Origin of the sequence: Acinetobacter sp. Q85-2, assembly GCF_013420555.1 — a bacterium.
Taxonomy (GTDB): Bacteria; Pseudomonadota; Gammaproteobacteria; order Pseudomonadales; family Moraxellaceae; genus Acinetobacter; species Acinetobacter indicus.
The window spans coordinates 154,132-173,749 of sequence record NZ_VOXW01000005.1; the positions used below are offsets into that span (position 1 = coordinate 154,132).

Annotated in this window: 21 protein-coding genes and 1 pseudogene; 13 read left to right on the forward strand and 9 right to left on the reverse strand. The window is 45.6% G+C overall.

Annotated features, from left to right (window positions below):
• Position 1 precedes the first annotated feature (1 nt).
• On the forward strand, positions 2-1,051 hold the full coding sequence (arsB, locus tag FTT68_RS04240; RefSeq protein WP_168397851.1) for an ACR3 family arsenite efflux transporter: 1,050 nt from the start codon (positions 2-4) through the stop codon (positions 1,049-1,051).
• A complete protein-coding gene (gene arsH, locus FTT68_RS04245; RefSeq protein ID WP_034598177.1) occupies positions 1,051-1,755 on the forward strand; it encodes an arsenical resistance protein ArsH in 705 nt (234 codons plus the stop codon). The genes arsB and arsH overlap by 1 nt, the downstream gene beginning before the upstream one ends.
• Here arsH and FTT68_RS04250 read toward each other — a convergent pair.
• The gene (locus tag FTT68_RS04250) at positions 1,736-2,161 is read right to left on the reverse strand and encodes a MerR family DNA-binding protein (RefSeq protein WP_005179057.1); all 426 of its coding nucleotides are present in this window, start codon (positions 2,159-2,161) and stop codon (positions 1,736-1,738) included. The two genes, arsH and FTT68_RS04250, sit on opposite strands and share 20 nt — an antisense overlap.
• Positions 2,162-2,235: 74 nt before the next feature.
• Here FTT68_RS04250 and FTT68_RS04255 point away from each other — a divergent pair, with 74 nt between their 5' ends.
• From FTT68_RS04255 to FTT68_RS04265, 3 genes are all read left to right on the forward strand, one after another.
• Positions 2,236-2,856 (forward strand): cation transporter, encoded by a 621-nt coding sequence (locus FTT68_RS04255; RefSeq protein WP_016659183.1) that lies wholly within the window; start codon positions 2,236-2,238, stop codon positions 2,854-2,856.
• A 219-nt stretch (positions 2,857-3,075) separates the two neighbouring features.
• On the forward strand, positions 3,076-3,330 hold the full coding sequence (locus FTT68_RS04260) for a hypothetical protein (protein ID WP_016659182.1): 255 nt from the start codon (positions 3,076-3,078) through the stop codon (positions 3,328-3,330).
• A gap of 21 nt (positions 3,331-3,351) precedes the next feature.
• Complete coding sequence (locus FTT68_RS04265; protein WP_016659181.1) at positions 3,352-3,537, forward strand: hypothetical protein; 186 nt, start codon at positions 3,352-3,354, stop codon at positions 3,535-3,537.
• A 54-nt stretch (positions 3,538-3,591) separates the two neighbouring features.
• Here FTT68_RS04265 and FTT68_RS04270 read toward each other — a convergent pair whose 3' ends face one another.
• Entirely contained in the window at positions 3,592-4,371 is a 780-nt protein-coding gene (locus tag FTT68_RS04270; protein WP_005179053.1) for a ferredoxin--NADP reductase, read from the reverse strand.
• A gap of 105 nt (positions 4,372-4,476) precedes the next feature.
• Between FTT68_RS04270 and tsaA the strand changes: the two genes are divergently transcribed.
• Positions 4,477-5,187, forward strand: coding sequence for a tRNA (N6-threonylcarbamoyladenosine(37)-N6)-methyltransferase TrmO (gene tsaA / locus FTT68_RS04275; RefSeq protein ID WP_168397853.1), 711 nt, complete (start codon positions 4,477-4,479; stop codon positions 5,185-5,187).
• 102 nt (positions 5,188-5,289) lie between these two features.
• Here the strand turns inward: tsaA and FTT68_RS04280 are convergent, their stop codons facing one another.
• Positions 5,290-6,348, reverse strand: coding sequence for a hypothetical protein (locus tag FTT68_RS04280; protein ID WP_180175220.1), 1,059 nt, complete (start codon positions 6,346-6,348; stop codon positions 5,290-5,292).
• Positions 6,349-6,477: 129 nt separating this feature from the next.
• On the reverse strand, positions 6,478-7,743 hold the full coding sequence (locus tag FTT68_RS04285) for an MgtC/SapB family protein (RefSeq protein WP_168414883.1): 1,266 nt from the start codon (positions 7,741-7,743) through the stop codon (positions 6,478-6,480).
• Positions 7,744-7,934: 191 nt separating this feature from the next.
• Between FTT68_RS04285 and FTT68_RS04290 the strand changes: the two genes are divergently transcribed.
• The 4 genes from FTT68_RS04290 (at position 7,935) to FTT68_RS04305 (ending at position 12,285) form a co-directional block, all read left to right on the forward strand.
• Positions 7,935-9,692 (forward strand): GspE/PulE family protein, encoded by a 1,758-nt coding sequence (locus tag FTT68_RS04290; protein ID WP_180056541.1) that lies wholly within the window; start codon positions 7,935-7,937, stop codon positions 9,690-9,692.
• Positions 9,693-9,803: 111 nt separating this feature from the next.
• Positions 9,804-10,160, forward strand: a complete 357-nt coding sequence (locus tag FTT68_RS04295) for a NirD/YgiW/YdeI family stress tolerance protein (protein WP_005179042.1) — start codon at positions 9,804-9,806, stop codon at positions 10,158-10,160.
• 118 nt (positions 10,161-10,278) lie between these two features.
• The gene (locus FTT68_RS04300) at positions 10,279-10,944 is read left to right on the forward strand and encodes a response regulator transcription factor (RefSeq protein WP_016659177.1); all 666 of its coding nucleotides are present in this window, start codon (positions 10,279-10,281) and stop codon (positions 10,942-10,944) included.
• Entirely contained in the window at positions 10,945-12,285 is a 1,341-nt protein-coding gene (locus FTT68_RS04305; RefSeq protein ID WP_160241173.1) for a HAMP domain-containing sensor histidine kinase, read from the forward strand. It abuts the gene before it with no gap.
• A 117-nt stretch (positions 12,286-12,402) separates the two neighbouring features.
• On the opposite strand, the gene hemP is transcribed toward FTT68_RS04305, so the two are convergent.
• Complete coding sequence (gene hemP / locus FTT68_RS04310; protein WP_005179034.1) at positions 12,403-12,573, reverse strand: hemin uptake protein HemP; 171 nt, start codon at positions 12,571-12,573, stop codon at positions 12,403-12,405.
• 138 nt (positions 12,574-12,711) lie between these two features.
• Here hemP and FTT68_RS04315 point away from each other — a divergent pair, with 138 nt between their 5' ends.
• Positions 12,712-13,635 carry a thiamine phosphate synthase gene (locus FTT68_RS04315; RefSeq protein ID WP_005179031.1) on the forward strand — a complete coding sequence of 308 codons (924 nt, stop codon included), beginning with the start codon at positions 12,712-12,714 and terminating at the stop codon, positions 13,633-13,635.
• Here the strand turns inward: FTT68_RS04315 and FTT68_RS04320 are convergent.
• Both FTT68_RS04320 and mrcB read right to left on the reverse strand, forming a co-directional pair.
• A complete protein-coding gene (locus FTT68_RS04320; RefSeq protein ID WP_104470304.1) occupies positions 13,632-14,186 on the reverse strand; it encodes a hypothetical protein in 555 nt (184 codons plus the stop codon). The genes FTT68_RS04315 and FTT68_RS04320 overlap by 4 nt on opposite strands.
• Before the next feature lie 16 nt (positions 14,187-14,202).
• The gene (gene mrcB, locus FTT68_RS04325; RefSeq protein ID WP_104472396.1) at positions 14,203-16,605 is read right to left on the reverse strand and encodes a penicillin-binding protein 1B; all 2,403 of its coding nucleotides are present in this window, start codon (positions 16,603-16,605) and stop codon (positions 14,203-14,205) included.
• A gap of 189 nt (positions 16,606-16,794) precedes the next feature.
• On the opposite strand from mrcB, the gene FTT68_RS04330 reads away from it, so the two are divergent.
• Together FTT68_RS04330 and FTT68_RS04335 are read left to right on the forward strand one after the other, a co-directional pair.
• Positions 16,795-17,703, forward strand: a complete 909-nt coding sequence (locus FTT68_RS04330) for an NAD(+) kinase (RefSeq protein ID WP_005179018.1) — start codon at positions 16,795-16,797, stop codon at positions 17,701-17,703.
• On the forward strand, positions 17,703-17,972 hold the full coding sequence (locus FTT68_RS04335; protein ID WP_005179016.1) for a YeaC family protein: 270 nt from the start codon (positions 17,703-17,705) through the stop codon (positions 17,970-17,972). The genes FTT68_RS04330 and FTT68_RS04335 overlap by 1 nt, the downstream gene beginning before the upstream one ends.
• A 71-nt stretch (positions 17,973-18,043) precedes the next feature.
• Here the strand turns inward: FTT68_RS04335 and FTT68_RS04340 are convergent, their stop codons facing one another.
• Positions 18,044-19,045: a glycosyl transferase family protein gene (locus tag FTT68_RS04340; RefSeq protein WP_075166941.1), complete on the reverse strand. Its 1,002-nt coding sequence runs from the start codon at positions 19,043-19,045 to the stop codon at positions 18,044-18,046.
• Positions 19,046-19,506: 461 nt separating this feature from the next.
• A pseudogene (locus FTT68_RS04345) lies at positions 19,507-19,618 on the reverse strand (IS982 family transposase); the annotation flags it as partial.

Here is a 19,618-nt window from a genome sequence, read left to right on the forward strand (position 1 = left end):
CATGGCCAGCACCCGTAAACTTTCCTTTTTAGACCGCAACCTGACGCTGTGGATTTTTATTGCCATGGCGCTCGGGATTGGCATTGGGCTGTATTTCCCGCAGGTGTCGAGCAGTCTGGACCAGATGAGTATGGGCAATGTCAATTTACCGATTGCTATTGGCCTGATTCTGATGATGTATCCACCGCTGGCCAAAGTGGACTATGCCGCTTTACCGCAGATTTTTCAGGATAAACGCACGCTGCTGTTGTCGCTGGTACAAAACTGGCTGATTGCACCGTGTTTGATGTTCGCACTGGCATTGATTTTCCTGCAGCATTATCCGGAATATATGACCGGCCTGATCTTGATTGGACTGGCACGCTGTATTGCCATGGTACTGGTCTGGAATGATCTGGCCTGTGGTGATAACCAGTATGTCGCTGCCTTGGTGGCCTTTAACAGTATTTTCCAGATTCTGTTTTTCAGTACCTATGCCTGGTTGTTCTTAAGTGTGTTACCGCCTTATTTTGGTGTGGCCGGTCAGGTGATTGATGTCAGTTTCTGGACCATTACCCATGCGGTATTGGTCTATCTGGGCATTCCGTTTTTGCTGGGCTTTCTGACCCGGCTGATTCTGGTGAAAAACAAAGGACTGGACTGGTATCAGCAGCGTTTTATTCCCAAAATCAGTCCACTTAGCCTGCTGGCGCTGCTGTTTACCATTGTCGCCATGTTTAGCCTGAAAGGGGCCGATGTGGTTGGGTTACCTATGGATGTACTGCGCATCGCCATTCCATTGACCATCTATTTTGTATTGATGTTCTTTGTCAGCTTCTTGATGAGCAAGTGGATGGGCAATGACTATCCGCGTACCACAGCCATTTCTTTTACCGCGGCCGGCAATAATTTTGAACTGGCTTTGGCGGTGGCAATTGCAACCTTTGGTCTGGCCTCACCGGTGGCATTTACCACCATTATTGGCCCGCTGGTGGAAGTGCCGGTGTTAATTGCCCTAGTGAGTGTCTCGCTGTGGCTGAAACGTAAATTTTATGATGGAACAGGTGGATGATGTCACTTCCCAATCTTGATGTAGACTTAATTGAACAGCCGAGTTTTGAGCAGGTTCAGGCCAGAGCATTGCCGCATCCGCCGCGAATTTTATTGCTGTATGGTTCAAACCGCGAACGTTCCTATAGCCGTTTGGCGGTGATGGAAGCCGGCCGGATTCTGGAGCACTTCGGTGCCGAAGTTAAAATTTTCCATCCCAAAGGTTTACCATTGCCGGAAGATGGCGATGCTTCACATCCTAAAGTTCAGGAATTGCATGAATTGCTGGCCTGGGCAGAAGGCATGGTCTGGTGCAGCCCGGAACGTCATGGTGCCATGAGTTCTATTTTGAAAGCACAGATTGACTGGATTCCTCTGGCTGCCGGTGCCATTCGTGCGACCCAAGGTAAAACTCTGGCGCTGATGCAGGTCAGTGGTGGTTCGCAATCCTTTAATGCGGTGAATCAGATGCGTATTTTAGGGCGCTGGATGCGGATGATCACCATCCCGAACCAGTCCTCGATTCCGAAAGCCTTTTTGGAGTTTGATGAAGCCGGACGTATGCAAGCCTCTTCCTTATATGACCGGATTGTCGATGTCATGGAAGAGCTGTATAAGTTCACTTTATTGACCCGCGGGCAGGCCAGCTATCTGACCAACCGTTATTCCGAGCGTAAGGAATCGGCTGCGGAACTGTCGAAACGGGTTAATCAGAAGTCGATTTAGGCGTTTCATCCGCCTCTAGCTGTTTTAAAATTTGGCAATGGTCGATGGTGGTTCGGGCATTGCAAGATTGCCGTAATTGCTGCAGTTGCAGCTGAAAATGCTGTAACTCAGCAATTTTGCTTTCGATTTGTACTAAATGATGATCAAGCAGTTCATTTACCGCCTGACAGTCCTGATCGGGCTGCTGTTCCAGTGCAATTAGGGTTTCAATTTCTTTTAAGGATAAATCCAGTGCGCGGCAACGTTTAATAAAAATTAGCCGTTTTAAGGTGTCATCATCATAATAACGATAATTATTTTCGGCCCTTAAGGTGGGTTGGATGAGCGCTTTCTTTTCATAAAAACGCACCGTGTCTGCACTCAGACCGGTTTTTTTGACCAAATCCCGAATCAGATAATGTGCCATGACTTGACCTTGGAGTTAGACCATAGTTTCTAATGAGCATAATACAGTCATAGAAAAATGCAACAGGAGGCTTTATGGCCTGTCAATGTCAGCCTGCACCGGTCAAACCCGATGGCCGTTTTCGTACCGCACTCTGGATTGCCCTGATTATTAATTTGCTGATGTTCGTGGTGGAACTGTTTGGCGGGATGTATGCCCATTCGGCAGCACTCTGGGCCGATGCGCTGGATTTCTTTGGTGATGCCGCCAACTATGCCATTTCACTGGCTGTGCTGGGGATGAGTCTGTACTGGCGTGCTACCGTGGCTTTATTAAAAGGCATTACCATGGCCACGTTTGGCTGTCTGGTGTTGGCCAAAACGGTCTATAACTATATGCAGGGTATTCCCCCGGAAGCGATTACCATGGGGGTAATTGGTGGATTGGCCTTGGTGGCCAATGTAGTGGCAGCCGTGATTCTGTATCGCTTTCGTGATGGCGATTCCAACATGAAATCGGTCTGGCTGTGTAGCCGTAATGATGCAATTGGCAATGTCGCGGTGATTCTGGCTGCGGTCGGTGTATTTGGAACGGGCAGTTTATTGCCGGATATTATTGTCGCGGTAATTATGGCGGGGCTGGGTTTAACTGCGGGCTATCAGGTGATTAAAAAAGCCTGGGCGGAGAGACAGATGAGTGCGACCACCTCCGCTTAATAGGAGTATAACTGAAGCGATCAACGCGAGTAATTTTAGGCGTTGATCGCTTTTTTGTTGATCCATGACAGATTTTTATTCAAAAAAGAAAATTTCATCTTGATGCAAAAAGCTATTTACAAAAGTTAACATATTATTAGAATAAAGCATAAATTTATGTATTTAAAAGATAATTCAAATTATTTACTGGGTTTTTAGTATTTGTGAATTGAGGGTTTAATGAAACTAATTAAATTGTTTTCTATCGTCAGCCTCGTGGCATTGGCGGGATGTAGTTCTAAAGTTATGACCTATGATACCGCAGGAAATTTGATCGGTTCCTGTGTGGCGACACAAGGTTTTATTTTAGGTGCAAAAGCCGTTTGTTATGGTGGGGCAAATTTACAGGGCGTAGATTATTCCAAAATTGATGAACACACCGGTCTATTACCGTCTGTGCCGAAGTCCAACCAGATTACATTGCAACACGATTAATTTTTTTAGAGGGGTAATATCATGAAATTTTTTAATTTAATCACGCTAACTGCTGCTATTTTAATGACAGGTTGTGCCTCAAAAGTGACGACCTATGATTCAAATGGCCGTATGATCGGTTCATGTGAAGCACAAACAGGTTTTGTTATTGGCGGTGGTGCTCACTGTGAAGGGCATGCTAATCAGGAAGGGCGTAGCACTCGCTAAATTAGAGAAATAAAAAACCGGTCAATCTGACCGGTTTTTTTGCTATGGAAAAGCTTATTTTTCCACGAATGCACGTTCAATCACGTAATCGCCTAAAACGCCCATACGTGGTGATTCTTTTAAGCCGTGTTGATCAAGCAGCGCAGCAACATCATCCAGGAAGGCTGGGCTACCACACAGCATCGCGCGGTCAGTTTCCGGGTTAAAACGTGGTAAACCGATTTTCTCGAACAATTGACCAGATTCAATTGCAGTGGTGACACGACCTTGAGTATGGAAATCTTCACGTGTTACCGTTGGATAATAAACCAGTTTTTCTTTCGCGCCCAGTTCCGAGAAGAATTCGTGGTTTGGAATTTCGTTCAGAATCAGGTCCTGATACGCCAGTTCAGAAATATAACGTGTACCATGAACAACAATGATTTTTTCAAAACGTTCATAGGTTTCCGGATCACGAATCACCGACAGGAACGGTGCAAGACCGGTACCTGAAGACAGCAGGTATAAGTTTTTACCCGGATTTAAGTCATCGAGTACCAGAGTTCCGGTTGGTTTGCGAGAAACCAGCAGTTCATCGCCCACTTTAACTTTTTGCAAAATCGAGGTTAATGGACCATCTGGCACTTTAATCGAGAAGAATTCCAGCTCTTCTTCATAGTTGGCACTTGCAATCGAATATGCACGCATCAAAGGCTTACCATTCACTTCAAGACCGATCATTACAAATTGACCGTTTTTAAAACGCAGTGCAGTGTCACGAGTCGTTTTAAAAGAGAATAAAGTGTCATTCCAGTGGTGGACGTGAGTAATCTTTTCGACGTTAAAAGCAGCCATTAAAGGTCTCAATAAATTATCAAATTAGAACAGGTTGCTATTCTAATCTAAATTCATACTCGATAAACTGAATATATTTAATTGAGCTTATCAAAAAAAGTGATTATGACCGAACTCACTCTGCCGATTATTGGCTATATGCATTCTCCCTATAAAGAAAAGTTTGGCATCCCGCGTCAGCCTAATTTGGTACAGGTTGAAAGCTATATTGAAATGACCGGTCCATATAATGATTTACTCGCATTTGAAGGCATCGAAGAGTTTAGTCATCTCTGGTTAGTCTGGCAGTTTCATGACAATAAAAATCAGCGGAGCCAGCAATTTCGTCCGCAGGTTCGTCCACCCCGTTTAGGCGGAAACCAGAAAATCGGGGTGTTTGCGACACGTAGTATGTACCGTCCTGCACCCATTGGTTTATCTGTGGTAAAGCTTAAAGAAGTTAGAAAAGTAGGGAAATCGATACGTGTATATGTGAATGGCAGTGATTTATTAGATGGTACTCCGATTGTAGATATTAAACCTTATATTCAATATTCGGATTCAGTGATTGATGCGCAAAGCGGTTATGCTCAGGACGAACCATCACGTAAGCCCGTGATTTGGAGTAAGGACGCTGAACAGCAAAAAAAATTATTATTAGAAAAAGGAAAAATATCTGCTCAATTGCTAGAAGAACTTGAAGCCGTTTTATCTCTCGATCCTAGGCCGGCATATCAGGATGATGAGAACCGGGTTTATGGAATGAAGTTTGCGGACTTGGATGTGAAATTTAAAGTTACTTTAGCTGATATCGTAGTCGATCAGTTAATTTTTTGAATTTTTAAAATGAAATACTGATTTAAAAATAGGAACCTCAACTAAATTGGAGTTCCTATTTAATATTAAGATACAGCACTCGAAGTACTTTATATCAAGTTGTTACGAGTATTTTTTAATTTGCTTTCTTAATTCTTCAGATGCAGTATTATTAAATAAAGTGCATGCATTTTCTTGTAAAGTTGCATATTCCTGTAGAGCTGGTTTGTCCTGAGCAGATGCTGAATTAACCAGTGCTTTAGATGCAGTTAAAATATTTTTGATATTGTATTCTTCTCCAGCTGGATGATAATCAACTTCATAATATTTGCTCTTATATTCAGCTAATCCCCATTGCTGATCTTCTCTAAGATCTAGATATGCTATAGCATCCTTAAAAGTATGTTTGGCATATTTATTGTCTTTTGAAATATCAGCCCATTCAAGTTTCAAATAATCTTGTACATAATCTTCAAGTGAATATTTATATAACTCAATATATTTTTGTGAGTTATCAATAGTTTGGAATTGAATACAAGTAGATCCGGTAGGGAAGGTTGAATTAGAAAGTGCTCGATAAAAATCTTCCCCTTTTTCTCCCATAGGGTAGGTATCGAGTAAATTATATTTTAAATTGATATAATGCTCTGGACTGAGGATTTGAGCAATATTTTTACCACTAATATCAAAGACCTTGAATGTAAGTGTACTGCTTAATCCTGTGGAATTAATTGGAGAATATGGAACTTGCTTCCAAGTGGTTGCATTAGCCGTAATAGTCCCTTGCAATTTGCCATAGGTCGCATGTGTAGAACCGTGATCATATAATCCATTTTCAGTTAGATAGAAAGTTTCACTTTCATCCCAGCCTGTTGTCTCATCAACTTTAATATAGACATTCCCTTGATCAAAGGTTAGCTGTTCAATTTCATAATTTAGATCCGAGTCGGAATATTCATCAATATAGAATGATGACCATTGTTGGAAGTCAGGTTTTGTAAGGGTAGTATTTCCAGTTCCAGTTCCAGTTCCAGTTCCAGTTCCAGTTCCAGTTCCAGTTCCAGTTCCAGTTCCAGTTCCAGTTCCAGTTCCAGGGTTTGAATCAGAAGAAGAGGAGCCCCCACCACAAGCACTTAGCATGAATGCACTAAAAATTGCGAGTGATAAATTCTTAAATTTCATAAAAATCCCTATAAAAAATCGTAGTAATAAAATTGTTTTTTAAAATAAAGCAGACTAATTATAGCGAATAAATATAAAAATTAAATTTGCAAAATATATAAAAATTAACTATTTAAATATACTTAACAATCAAAATACCATCCACCACAAAATACCAATCAACACCGCCATATGCAAAATCTGTACTGGCGCAAAGTACAGGGAAAATTTGAAACCACCTGTTACAGCAGCATTGACTGACTTGGCTACAGCATGTGCGCCCAGCCCCAAAAGCAGGGCATAGATCAGCCGGGTATTGGATGGATCTCCTTGAATGACCACGCTTGCCATTGCGGCATGAATTTCAAATAAGGATGCAAATAAAGTACCAGCAAGAAGACCAGCATTGCCCAGTAATATTTCCAGACCGTAAACTCCAGCCTGAATCAGGGTTAATGCAGCAGCGATAATCACAGCTTCTTTGAGACTAAACATTTTACTATCAGAAGATTCTGGAGACTCCTGATTTTTAGCAGGTTCAGCTTTATGTAATAATACAAATGCACATGCAGCCAGAATAAGCATAGCCACCAATGAAGGTAGGAGCAGAATTTTTAGCCAATCCCAGGAAACGCCTCCCACTACAATAAACAATAGAACTAATGTCGAAATGCAGGACATCAGGGCAGCACCAGCATTGGATTTTGCATCCATTTCACCTTTGCGCACCTGTATCCCTAATTGAGCAATAGTGGCTGTACTGGAAACAAAACCCGAGGCAATTGAAGACAATATCAAGGCATTTTTAGTCGAGAAGAAACGTTTAGCGATATGTGCCAAAGCTTGAACTACCAGAATCAGAGTTACTAATTTTAAAATCAGATAAGGGTTCAGCACTTCACCCCATAAAGGCCGGTCAGGGGTTAGCGGTAAACCAATCAGAATCAAGGCTAATAATAGTAATCCATCCCTAAATTCAGCCTCAGTAATCCACTGTCCGGCAATATTATGCATAGAGTGTTTGGCCATTAAAATTATCGTGATCAGAACTGCTAGTCCTGCAGCCAGAGGAATATTCCACAGACAAATCGCCCCAATAAAATAGGTCATGATAAAGGCCAATTCGGTGGTCGCACCCGGGTCTTCAACCTGATTTTTAAGCGAAAACAGCCCAACTCCGCCAATAATCACGGCCCCGACAATACCAAAAACTGGCCCTAGCAAAAAGCAGATCGCACCGAGCAAGGCACACACGGCAAAGGTGCGCACCCCGGCAAAATGATGGTTGGCTTCATTGTGCTTGCTGCGTTCACGTTCCAGACCAATTAACAGGCCACAGCCAAGTGCGGCTGCAAGCATAGTCATCAGCTCCTGAAAAGAGGTACTCAAGATTGAAGGGGCAGTTAAAAATTCCATCTTTATATCCCGCGGCAGTGGGGCGACGTCTCCATCATATAATTGATTCTGTGAAGATTGCTATGCGGAACTGTATGTTTAATTTGCAGGAGCTGCGCTTGATGCGTATCTGCATCAGATTTTCCAGTGGCAAAGGCAGGCGGGAAAAATAAACTCTGCTATAGTGTGCTGATGTTGGGGGAACAAAAACAATGAATTTTAATTTTGAAATTGATACCACCTGGTGTTTAGAGCAATTATTAAAAGATGGCCGGATCAGCGAACGCGATAAAATGCTGGTACAGACCACGCATCGCCAGCGTGAGCAGCTGAAATTGCATCCGTTGCAATGGATTGCGCATTTTAACCTGACCGATCAGCAACATCCCCAAACCACATTGACACTGAACCGTTTATGTCAGTGGCTGGCAGAAAAGACCGAGCTGCCTTTTTATGTGATTGATCCGTTAAAGGCCGATGTGGCCGCTTTAACCGCGGTGATGTCCCAGGAATTTGCCCTGCGCAATAAAATTCTGGCGGTAGAGATTCAGCCCGATACGGTGTTCATTGCCACCGATCAGCCGTTTATGACCGATTGGGTCGCTAATTTAGAACACAGTTTATTGCCGCGCAAAATCCAGCGCGTGCTGCTGAGCCCAGAACAGTTACAGCGTTATCTGGTGGAGTATTATCAGGTCAGTCGTGCGGTCAGCGGTTCACAAAAAGCCGCAGCACATGACCGTGAAAATAAAGGCGTCGAAGCCTTATTACAGCTGGGCGATACCCAAAACCCCGATGCCAATGACCAGCATATTGTTAAACTGGTGGACTGGGTGCTGCAGTTTGCCTTTGAACAGGGTGCCAGTGATATTCATCTGGAGCCACGTAAAGACAAGGGGAAAATCCGTTTCCGGATTGATGGCGTGCTGCATACCATTTATAACATGCCGGCCAATACCTTAACTGCGGTCATTTCACGGATTAAAATTCTCGGCCGCATGAATGTGGCAGAAAAACGCAAACCCCAAGATGGTCGTTTAAAAACCCGTACTCCCAAAGGTCAGGAAACCGAATTACGTTTATCAACCTTACCGACGGCTTTTGGTGAAAAATTGGTGATGCGTATTTTTGACCCGGAAGTGCTGGTACGCAGCTTCCAGCAGCTCGGTTTTGAAGAACGTCTGTTACAGGGCTGGCAAAGTCTGACCAGTCATAGTCACGGTATTATTCTAGTCACCGGGCCGACCGGCTCCGGTAAAACCACCACACTGTATTCATCACTGAAGCAGCTGGCCACCGATGAAGTCAATGTCTGTACCATTGAAGACCCGATTGAAATGATTGAGCCGAGCTTTAACCAGATGCAGGTCAATCAGGGCATTGAGCTGGGCTTTGCCGATGGCGTGCGCGCGCTGATGCGTCAGGACCCGGATATTATTATGGTCGGGGAGATTCGTGATCAGGATACGGCCAATATGGCCATTCAGGCGGCATTAACCGGTCACCTGGTGTTATCGACCTTGCATACCAATGATGCGCCGTCCAGTCTGACCCGTTTGCATGATTTAGGTGTGCAGCCTTTTTTAACTGCGGCCACCATTCTGGGGGTATTGGCGCAGCGTCTGGTGCGCAAGCTGTGTCCGCATTGCAAACAGGAAGGCATAATTAATGCCAATGAATGGGAACATCTGACATTTGACTATGTCATGGAGATGCCGGAAAAAGTCTATAAGCCGGTGGGCTGTGAAGCCTGCCGTCAGACCGGTTATAAAGGCCGGATCGGGATTTATGAGTTTATGCCGCTGAGTCTGGACACCAAACAGCTGATTGGTGCCAATGCCGATCTGACCCAGTTACGCCAGCAGGCCAAGAAAGAAGGCATCGAGCCACTACGGATTGCCGGGGCGCGTAAAGTCATGGCCGGTATTACCACCTTGGAAGAAGTACTGCGGGTGGTGCCGTTAAACTAAAACCCAAAAAAGTGAAAAATTTTTGAATATGAGGAAATCTTAAGATTCAGCTCATCTTGCTTTGTTTTAATGACTACATCGAAACGAACAACACTGAATGAGGAAAGACAGATGAACCTATTTTCAAAAGCACTTTTAACTGCAGGTCTAGTGGGTGCAACTACATTTGCTGTTGCAGATACCGCAGTGAACCAGTCTGCACTGGCGCAAGCAACCACGGTGAAACAGGCGTTAACCATGAAAGATGACAGCAATGTTCAGCTGAAAGGTTATATCGTAAAAGCCATTGGTGATGAAAAATACCAGTTCCGCGACAGCACTGGCACCATCACAGTAGATATTGATGATGACCTGTGGAATGGTAAAGCGATTTCTGCCAAAACTCCAGTGGTGATTACCGGTGAAGTGGACATCGATTATAAACCATCTAAACGTGTTGAAATTGATGTCGAGCAGGTTCGTTTCTAAGCCGACCTTTTAATCAGATTGATTGCAGCTCCACGCAAAACCACATGCTCCATGCATGTGGTTTTTTTGAATCTTGTGAAAAATCAGGCATGATGTAAAAAAGGCTAGAGTAGAACCAATGCGTATTTTACTGGCAGAAGATGACGCCTCTCAGGCAGAAAGTATTAAAACCTGGCTGGAAATGGACGGTTATAACGTCGATTGGGTCGAGCGTGGCAATCATGCCATTTTGGCCATTGAGCAGCATCACTATGATTGTGTGCTGCTGGATCGTGGCCTGCCGGGCAATACCGGCGATGAAATTCTGACCGCTTTGCGCCGCAAACAGTTGGATACCCCGGTGATTTTTATTACCGCCAAAGACAGCATTCAGGACCGGGTCGATGGACTGGATTTAGGCGCCAATGACTATCTGGTCAAGCCTTTTAGTCTGGAAGAACTGTCAGCACGGGTGCGCAGCCAGTTACGTACCCGGCAGACCCAGCCCGATCATCAGATCCGTTTTGCCAATTTGCTGTTAGATACTCAAGCCAAAACCTTAACCCAAGATGGCCACGCGGTGAATTTAACCGCCAAGGAATTCCAGATTCTGTATAAATTAATGCAAAAGCCCGAGCATATCGTAACCCGGGAACAGCTGGAAGAATCGCTGTATGCCTGGGGTGATGAAATTGAAAGCAATGCCATTGAAGTGTTTATTTATCAGCTGCGTAAAAAAATTGGCAGCCATTTAATTAAAACCATTCGCGGTTTGGGCTATCGCATGCAGCAGGAACAGGCGTAAATGAAGCAAACGGGTGCGGTTTCTTTACAGAAAACCCTAGTTAAAACCTCGGTACTGAGTTCCATGATTGCCGGCCTGCTGGCACTGGTGCTGCTGTTTGCCGTGTCAATTTATCAGACCATGCAGCTGCAAGATGAAATCATGGATGAAGCGGCCGATATGCTGTTATTGCAGGATATTAGCAGTGGCGCCGGCGAGCAGGTCGATGAACTCACTGAACAGTTCAAGATACATTATCAGCTGCGACTGGGCCAGCAGACCTTGACCGAAACAGAAGATTTTCCCTTAGCACCAGCTACGATCACACAGCAGGAAGAGGGATTTTCCTTTGTCTGGGCGAATCAGCGTTTATGGCGTGTTTATGTGGCCAGTGATGATGACTTAAGCGTATTGATGACCCAGAAAATGAATGTCCGTTTTCAGGAAATCTGGGCCACCGGTCTGGGCTATGCCGCGATTTTAATTTTACTGTGGCTGATTCAATGGGGCATTGTGCATTTTGCCATTCATAAACAGTTCCGCTCTTTACAGGCCTTATCTGCGCAAATTGCGCAAAAGCATGTGCAGGATCTGAGTCCGGTACAAAGCACCCAGCCAGAATTGCTGGAATTACAGCCGATGGTGCAGCAGTTAAACCGTTTGCTTAGCCGGCTGGAACATTCTTTAGAAGCCGAGCAGCGTTTTACTTCTGACGCCTCGCATGAACTGCGTTCGCCGCTTTCTGCCATTCAAATGCGTTTGCAGGTGTTAAAACGCAAATATCAGGATCAACCGCAATTAGCGGAAGATCTGGCCCAGATTCAACGCGATGTCAACCGCGGCACTCAGGTACTGGAGAATCTGCTATTACTGGCGCGTTTAGACCCGGCACATCTACAAGACTTGCCTATAACCGAGGTTGATTTACAAAAGCTGGTGCTGGATGTGCTCGAGGCCTTGGCACCGTTTAGTCTGGAAAAACAGATTAAACCGCGCTTGCAGCTACAACCGGCGATCATTCAGGCCAATCCGGAATTGCTATATACCTGTATCCGTAACCTGATCGACAATGCCATCCGCTATGCCACGCAACAGGGTGAGGTGGTGGTCAGTATCAATGGTGATGCTGAACAGGTGCAGCTGTGTATTGAAAATAATGGTCAACAGATCAGTGATGAGGTGTTACAACGTCTGGGTGAGCGTTTTTATCGGGCGCTGGGCACACAAACCCAAGGCAGTGGTCTTGGTATTTCGATCTGTAAAAAGATTATCAGCCTGCATCAGGGCCAATTGCAGTTTAGCCGTTCAGCTTTAGGCGGTTTACTGGTGGAACTGAGTTTGCCCGGTGTGAAGCAAAAATAACAAAATCGAAAATAACAACATTGAGTTCAATCTTGAGATACGCATGGGCAGTTAAAAAGCAGTATGCGCTGATTCATACTGCTGCTTCCCACGATTATTATTATTCAGATGTTGTTCTTATTTGGTGAGAATAAGGCGATTATTACGGGTAAGGCGTAGGCGGTATTCTTCTCCGGCATGCATGATGCGAATTTCACGACCGAGAGCAAACAGGTTATTAGAATGTAACATTGGTAAGGCATACTGTTGATCTGCATTACGGCTAAACAGGCTAAATGGTGCGTTCATTCCTTCGACTCCGTGGTGTATGTTGAACGATATAAATGATAATCATTATCAAATATATCTGTCAACGCTTGATTTGGGGAATTTATAAAAAGTATAAATTTGCTTACACTTGCTCATATTTCAAAAACAGGACGTTTCATGTCAAAGCCACATCTACATATCGCAATTGGGATTTTATTGCATCAGACCCAGGTCCTGGTCGGCTGGCGCGAAGCCAAACAGCATCAGGGCAATAAGCACGAATTTCCCGGCGGCAAGGTAGAGCAGCATGAAACGCCAGTGCAGGCCTGTCGCCGTGAAGTGCGCGAAGAAGTAGGCATTGACCTGATCCAGTGGCATGAGTTTGATTTTATCCGGCATGAATATGAAGATGTGATTGTCAATTTGCATGTGTTCCATGCCTTTGTGCCGGCGGCGTTGCTCTCAGACATCCAGCAACCGTGGACCTGGTATAAACGGCAGGATTTGGCTCGTTTGAATTTCCCGCAAGCCAACCAGCGTATGCTGCAACGCCTCTACTGGCCTGAATGTATCAAAATTAGTGAAGACTTAAACTGTCTGGATACCCCGGATACCCAGCAACTGCTGTACTGGCGTGTCGCACCGGCACCGGAACGCAGTATTGAACTGGCTGAGCAGAATATTGGCTGTTTAAAATCATTAATTGTTAATCTGGAACTGTGGAAGCAGCTGAATAGCGTGCAGCAGGTCTCGGTCGCTGCCATCCATTTAAAGCAGCAACAATGTCTGCAATTGCACAAGGGCAGCCTGCAGGCCGGTCAGCGTTATATTGCTGCCTGTCATGATCTGGAATCGTTACAACATGCGCAGAATATTGGCTGTGATGCTGCAATTTTAAGTCCGGTGCTGCCAACAGCCAGCCATCCGGATACTCCGGCATTAGGCTGGGCACAATTTCAGAACTGGGCCAAACAGGTCGATATTCCGGTGTTTGCCTTAGGCGGGATGCATCGGCAGGACTTGGCGCAGGCCCAGCAACACCATGCCTATGGTATTGCCGGGATCCGCTTTATGGATGCGTTGGATAGCGCTTCAGCCTAAAGTTGTTTCAGCGCTTGCTGTGCCTGTTGCACGGTACGGCTATTGTTTTGTAGCTGGCCGGCTTTTTGAATAATCAGCCATAATTGGCGTTTCATCGCCGGTGTTTGTGCATAGCTCAGACCACGGCGGGCCAGGGCTTCTGCATTTTTCGGCTGTTTTTTCTGGTTCGCCACCAGCCCTAAATACATATAGGTTTCAGCCGATTGCGGTGCCAGACGCTGTGCCTGTAAGGCGGCAGCTTCGGCACGCGCCCATTGTCCCTGACGATAAGCCGTCTGGGTCTGCTGCATCAGTTTCTTAAACGCTGGTAAAGAGCGGCCATCTTCAAAACGCTGCTGTACTTTTTGTTCAGGAACCACGACCTGTAATTTCTTGCGCTGAATTTCTTCCTGTTCATAAGGATGAATCACCACGCCGGTGGGTGTGCGAATGGTTTTTCGTTCAGTCGTTTTTTCTTGGTCCGGTTGCGGTGCCGGCTTGGATTCCGGCAGGCTTTGACAGCCCACCAGTCCAGCCAGTCCCATCCCCAAGATCAGATATTTCAAGGTCATTTAATTAAGGGTCCACTTATTGCGTATAACTGCCGCTTGAAATGATGCGTGCATCATTTTCGGAAAGTTGTCTTTCCATCTCGGCTTCACTTTCCTGGATATAATTCTCGATACTGTCACTGCTTTCAGGTACAGCTTGGTAATATTCGGTATCCGGATTGTAAACCGGCTCAACCTGATAATGCGGTAAACCACAGGCGGTGGCCTGACGCGGCACATGATTGCGATAAATCGGAATATACATCGCACCAGCACAGCCTTGAGCCGACAAGTGACCAGAGTCACGGTCAATCCAGTGCCACTGCACGCTGTCCGGCTGGCGCAGATTTACCGGCTTCTGGCGCAGCTGACGCATCACATTGCTCCACACCGGCAGGGCACCCGATGAACCTGTCAAACCGGTGACTTTGTTATCATCCAGCCCTAACCAGACCACACTTAAATAGTTGCCCGAATAACCGGCAAACCAGGAGTCGCGGGTATCATTGGTGGTGCCCGATTTACCGGCCAGTTTTAAATCGCTGGACAGGCTGTTATAGGCTGCACGTCCGGTTCCTGCACTCATTACCTGTTGCAGGCCATAATTCAGCATATAGGCCGCAGACGGTTCAATGGTCTGCTGTACTGACAGGCCATAACGCTCGAGCAGACGACCATTAGAATCGACCACCGCGCGAATGGCTTTGGTTGGATACTGGAACCCACCGGTGGCAAAGTTGCCATAAATATTCATCACCTGCATAGGCGATAAATCGACTGCACCCAGATAAATGGACGGATACTGTGGAATATTTTCGCTGCTGACGCCAAATTTAATCAGATGGTTACGGAAGGTTGATAGACCAAATTCCTGACCTAAACGTACCGCCGACAGGTTATAGGAATTGGCCAGCGCTTGCGCCATCGGGACTACGCCATGTTCGCTGCCGCTGTAATTACGCGGTGTCCATGACTTGCCGGCAGATGGAATACTGATTTCGGTATCCTGTACCGGACTGGCCCAGTTATAGCGACCCGATTCTAGTGCGCTTAAATAGATGACCGGTTTCAAGAGCGAGCCGACCTGACGCTTGGCATCCAGCGCACGGTTAAAGCCGGTAAAGTCCTGGGTAGAACCGACTGCAGCCACCAGTTCACCATTTTCAGGATGGGACACCAGCACCGCCCCTTGTAAATCTTTTAAACGGCGCGGATTGGCATTGGCCAGACGGTTTACTGATTCTTTAAATGCACTTTGTACCTTGGTCTGTGCAATTGGGTCTAAAGTGGTAAAAATCCGTAGTCCCTGATTGGTCAGATCACCTTCTTGATATTCAGCACGTAACTGACGGCGCACAATGTCCAGAAAATCCGGGAAGCGGGCAGGGCCCATGGTCGGTTTGGCAATCACATTTAACGGACGCGCGGTTTCGGTTTCATACTGTTCCTGAGTTAGATAACCCATCACCAGCATATTGTTCAGTACAATATTACGGCGTTTTTCTGCCGCTTCCGGATTACGCCATGGATTATATAAAGACGGTCCCTGCACCAGACCAACCAGGAAAGCCTGCTGGGCAATATTCAGTTCACGCAGCGGCAGACCAAAATAGAACTGTGAGGCCAGACCATAACCATTAATAGAATAGTTACCGTTTTGACCCAGGTTCACTTCATTTAAATAGGCTTCCAGAATTTCATCTTTGTCATAATGCAGCTCAATTAGCATCGCCATCAGTGCTTCATTGGCTTTACGCTTTAATGTACGTTCCGGGGTCAGATAAAAGTTTTTCACCAGTTGCTGGGTCAGGGTCGAACCGCCCTGACGCTTACCGCCGGTAATATTGCTGACAATAGCACGCGCAGTCCCACGAATCGACACCCCATGATGCAGATAGAAATTACGGTCTTCGGTGGCAATTAAGGCTTCAATTAACGGTTTTGGCACCCGGTTCAGTTTAATTAGCACCCGGTCTTCATTGTGCTGCGGATAAATCCCGCCAATCAGCATGGGCTCTAAACGGGCAATACCGGTAGTCGATGGTTTGGTTGCACTGACTTCAGCAATCTGGTTATTGGCAAAGCTGACTTTGAGCACCTGTTCCGGTTCAACACTTTCACCAAAATCGAAGCCGCGGGTATGTACAAACAAGGTATCACCCGCATCGACATAGCTGCCGGTTTTGTTATAGCTTTCTGCGCTTTTATAGCCTAAAAGTTTTAATTCCTGCACGAAATCGGCTTTATTGAGCGGTGCATTGGTATAGATTTCCAGCGGACGAGCAAAGACCTTGGCTGGAATGTCCCAGCGCTGTCCTTCAAATTTATCTCTAACAATATTATCTAATCGAATCAGGTAGATACTTAATGCCAGAAATGCCCCAATCACCAGTATACAAAATAGAAGTGCAATAATACCTATGCCACGTTCAGACTTCATAAATCGCAATAAAACCCTAAGAAATTAGGCTAATCATGCGAAGCTTTTACATAATTTGCAATATTTAATCTGTGAATGAAGCGGCCAATCGAGGAGAAAAAACGGTTGGATTCAGATTTCTAAAGTTTTTTTAAAACATTCGGGTTAGTGCTATTATAGTCAACGGATCGTAGCGGAGCGATGTCGTAGGTGCAAATTTCACACAAGAACTTTCGTAATATCGGATTGATTGGACGTCCTGGCAAAACTTCGGTCGTAGAAACGCTCAGTTTAATTCATGATCATCTGCTGAATTTAGGCCTGCATCCGGTATTTGATGCAGAAACAGCAGAACTGGTCCCTTATCCGAACACCCAAACCGTCAGCCGCGCCTTGCTGGGCGAAGTGGTTGATCTGGTGATTGTGGTCGGCGGTGATGGCTCGTTGCTGCATGCAGCGCGCGCGCTGGTCAAATACAATACGCCGGTCATCGGGGTAAACCGTGGTCGTTTAGGCTTCCTGACCGATATTAAACCCACGGAAGTCATCTTCAAGCTGGATCAGGTATTAAAAGGCGAGTTTCAGCTGGACCGCCGTTTCCTGCTGGAAATGGAAGTGCGCTCCAAAGGTGAAGTCATTTATGAAGCAGTGGCTTTAAATGATGTGGTGCTGCATTCCGGTAAATCGGTACACATGATTGATTTTGACCTGAATATTGATGGTCAGTATGTTTATCGTCAGCACAGTGACGGTTTAATTGTATCTACGCCTACTGGTTCTACCGCCTATGCCTTGTCTGGTGGTGGCCCGATTGTGCATCCGAGTATGGATGCGATTGTGCTGGTGCCGATGCATCCGCATACCTTGTCTTCACGCCCGATTGTGGTGGGTGGACAAAGCGAAATTAAAATCCAGATTCGTGAAAACCGTGTCTTGCCAATGGTCAGTGCCGATGGTCAGCACAGTGTTTCACTCAGTGTCGGGGACAGTTTGCATATCCGCAAGCATCCCTATAAGTTAAACCTACTTCATCCACCGGGTTATGACTTCTATATGGCATGTCGTACTAAGCTCGGCTGGAACCAAGATTTTGATTCTTTGCAACAGCAGGATTTATGATGAATATTGAACAGATGCTGGCCGTACTCAATCCTGAAATTGTTGGTCGTCTAAAAACCGCGGTAGAGATTGGTAAATGGCCGAATGGTGTGGCGTTGACCAAAGAGCAGCGCGAAATTTGTATGCAGGCCGTGTATGCCTGGGAAATCCAGCATTTACCGGAAACTGAACGTAGCGGTTATATCGACCGTGGCACCAAGGAAGAAGGTGAACAATGTGATGATGATCATCACAAAAATGAAGATTTCCAGCCGATCAAGTTTATTTAAACTTTAACGCAGAGATTCATGCAAAAAAGGTAAGCCGCGGCTTACCTTTTTTATTGGCTATGTTTTGTGGCTTAAGCATTTAAACGCGCAGCCCAGAACTGTTGTGCTTTGTCCATGGCTGCTGCAAAACTGTCGCAGACGCCCATGGTATACAGCGCAATGCCCATGGTTTCCACCACCGCCACTTCACCATATTCATGCGATTGCTGGCCTTCCCAGACAGCTTTAAATACCGCCAGGTCCAGTTCTTCTTCAATCGGGCTGCGGTTGTCGGTCAGCTTTGGCAATTCATGTTCATACAACTCACCGTTACGAATGCCACAAATTAAGGTTTTGGCATCCGGATTCCGTTCAAACTCGCCGCCTTCACCTTTAATCACCGCACTGTTCAGATAGCCCAGTTTAAACGCCGACTGTTGATGGGAACTGCGATAGGCCGGATGGAAAATGGCCTGTACCGTGGCTTTGGCATTAAAGGGGTTAATCAGCCGGGCAAGAGTATGAATAGGTGAACGCAGGCCCATTACATTCCGTAGTGCAATCAAATCGGCCAGTACCGGAGAAATCACCTCTAAAGGCAGATAGGCAAAGTGACGCTGCTGTAATTGCTGTTCGACTTCCGTATCTGACTGGCAGATTGGATAGCCTAAGTATTCCAGCACCTGTTCGGTATAGACCCGGTTAATGGTATGCCCAGCAGCGCCGTGCATGACAATTTTAAAACCCTGTTTGGCCAGAGTCAGCGCGGCCAGTAAAAACCACGGATAATGTTTGCGTTTCCCGGCATAGGAGGACCAGTCCAGATCTACATCTAAAGTTTTAAACTGCAACTGGTCACGGGTGGCCTGAACAAAGCCGGCCAGTTCATCGACCGATTCCTCCTTGACCCGCAGCAGCATCAAAAAAGCACCGAGCTGAACATCGAGTACTTCCTGTTTCAGGATCATGGAAAAGGCCTGATAGGCTTCTTCATAGGTGAGGGAACGTGCACCATTTTTGCCTTTTCCCACAATACGTACGTACTGGGCAAAAGGATGTTCAACGTCTTTATAAATGTTTCTTTTCGTGCTCATGTAACTGCCTGAATCTCAAATAAATGGCGCCGGTCGCTTCCCACAATATACACATGTTTGCGGTTTTTTAAAAACCGTATGCTTTGCTCGGATTTAGACTAATGTCTAAGCTGTTTCTGCTTTAAAGTTCGCCAGTTCGCGCTGTTTTTAGCAGCACTACATTTGAATTTTAGGTAAAATTCGCAGCGTTTTATATTGTTTTTTATTTTTACTCATCTCCTGTTCTAAAAAGCCGCTTTTGCGTTTGAGCCTGTTGATTCTGGCGGCTCAAAGTAAGCCCGACTTTTGCCGATGAAAATAAAGCGTTGAATGTTTTGAGCCATGGCTCAAGGCAGCGTATGCCTGTTGTTTTAAAAACAGGCAGAACAGGTCGTGGGTAAAAAATCAAGGGTATTTGTCCTCTGGACAAGAACAAAAGTAGATCTGTTATGGCCAAACAACCTATTTAACCCGGATCCTGCTTAAGCCGATGATTCCTTAATTTGAATTGTTGGCTTATTTTGATGGGTTAATTGATATGCACATAGTGAGGCGTAAATTCCACTCAGAAATCCATGAAGACTACGTGCTTTA

Coding starts and splice junctions, on each gene's coding strand:
- arsB (WP_168397851.1), top strand. CDS start 2: ATGGCCAGCACCCGTAAACTTTCCTTTTTAGACCGCAACCTGACGCTG.
- arsH (WP_034598177.1), top strand. CDS start 1,051: ATGTCACTTCCCAATCTTGATGTAGACTTAATTGAACAGCCGAGTTTT.
- FTT68_RS04250 (WP_005179057.1), bottom strand. CDS start 2,161: ATGGCACATTATCTGATTCGGGATTTGGTCAAAAAAACCGGTCTGAGT.
- FTT68_RS04255 (WP_016659183.1), top strand. CDS start 2,236: ATGGCCTGTCAATGTCAGCCTGCACCGGTCAAACCCGATGGCCGTTTT.
- FTT68_RS04260 (WP_016659182.1), top strand. CDS start 3,076: ATGAAACTAATTAAATTGTTTTCTATCGTCAGCCTCGTGGCATTGGCG.
- FTT68_RS04265 (WP_016659181.1), top strand. CDS start 3,352: ATGAAATTTTTTAATTTAATCACGCTAACTGCTGCTATTTTAATGACA.
- FTT68_RS04270 (WP_005179053.1), bottom strand. CDS start 4,371: ATGGCTGCTTTTAACGTCGAAAAGATTACTCACGTCCACCACTGGAAT.
- tsaA (WP_168397853.1), top strand. CDS start 4,477: ATGACCGAACTCACTCTGCCGATTATTGGCTATATGCATTCTCCCTAT.
- FTT68_RS04280 (WP_180175220.1), bottom strand. CDS start 6,348: ATGAAATTTAAGAATTTATCACTCGCAATTTTTAGTGCATTCATGCTA.
- FTT68_RS04285 (WP_168414883.1), bottom strand. CDS start 7,743: ATGGAATTTTTAACTGCCCCTTCAATCTTGAGTACCTCTTTTCAGGAG.
- FTT68_RS04290 (WP_180056541.1), top strand. CDS start 7,935: ATGAATTTTAATTTTGAAATTGATACCACCTGGTGTTTAGAGCAATTA.
- FTT68_RS04295 (WP_005179042.1), top strand. CDS start 9,804: ATGAACCTATTTTCAAAAGCACTTTTAACTGCAGGTCTAGTGGGTGCA.
- FTT68_RS04300 (WP_016659177.1), top strand. CDS start 10,279: ATGCGTATTTTACTGGCAGAAGATGACGCCTCTCAGGCAGAAAGTATT.
- FTT68_RS04305 (WP_160241173.1), top strand. CDS start 10,945: ATGAAGCAAACGGGTGCGGTTTCTTTACAGAAAACCCTAGTTAAAACC.
- hemP (WP_005179034.1), bottom strand. CDS start 12,573: ATGAACGCACCATTTAGCCTGTTTAGCCGTAATGCAGATCAACAGTAT.
- FTT68_RS04315 (WP_005179031.1), top strand. CDS start 12,712: ATGTCAAAGCCACATCTACATATCGCAATTGGGATTTTATTGCATCAG.
- FTT68_RS04320 (WP_104470304.1), bottom strand. CDS start 14,186: ATGACCTTGAAATATCTGATCTTGGGGATGGGACTGGCTGGACTGGTG.
- mrcB (WP_104472396.1), bottom strand. CDS start 16,605: ATGAAGTCTGAACGTGGCATAGGTATTATTGCACTTCTATTTTGTATA.
- FTT68_RS04335 (WP_005179016.1), top strand. CDS start 17,703: ATGAATATTGAACAGATGCTGGCCGTACTCAATCCTGAAATTGTTGGT.
- FTT68_RS04340 (WP_075166941.1), bottom strand. CDS start 19,045: ATGAGCACGAAAAGAAACATTTATAAAGACGTTGAACATCCTTTTGCC.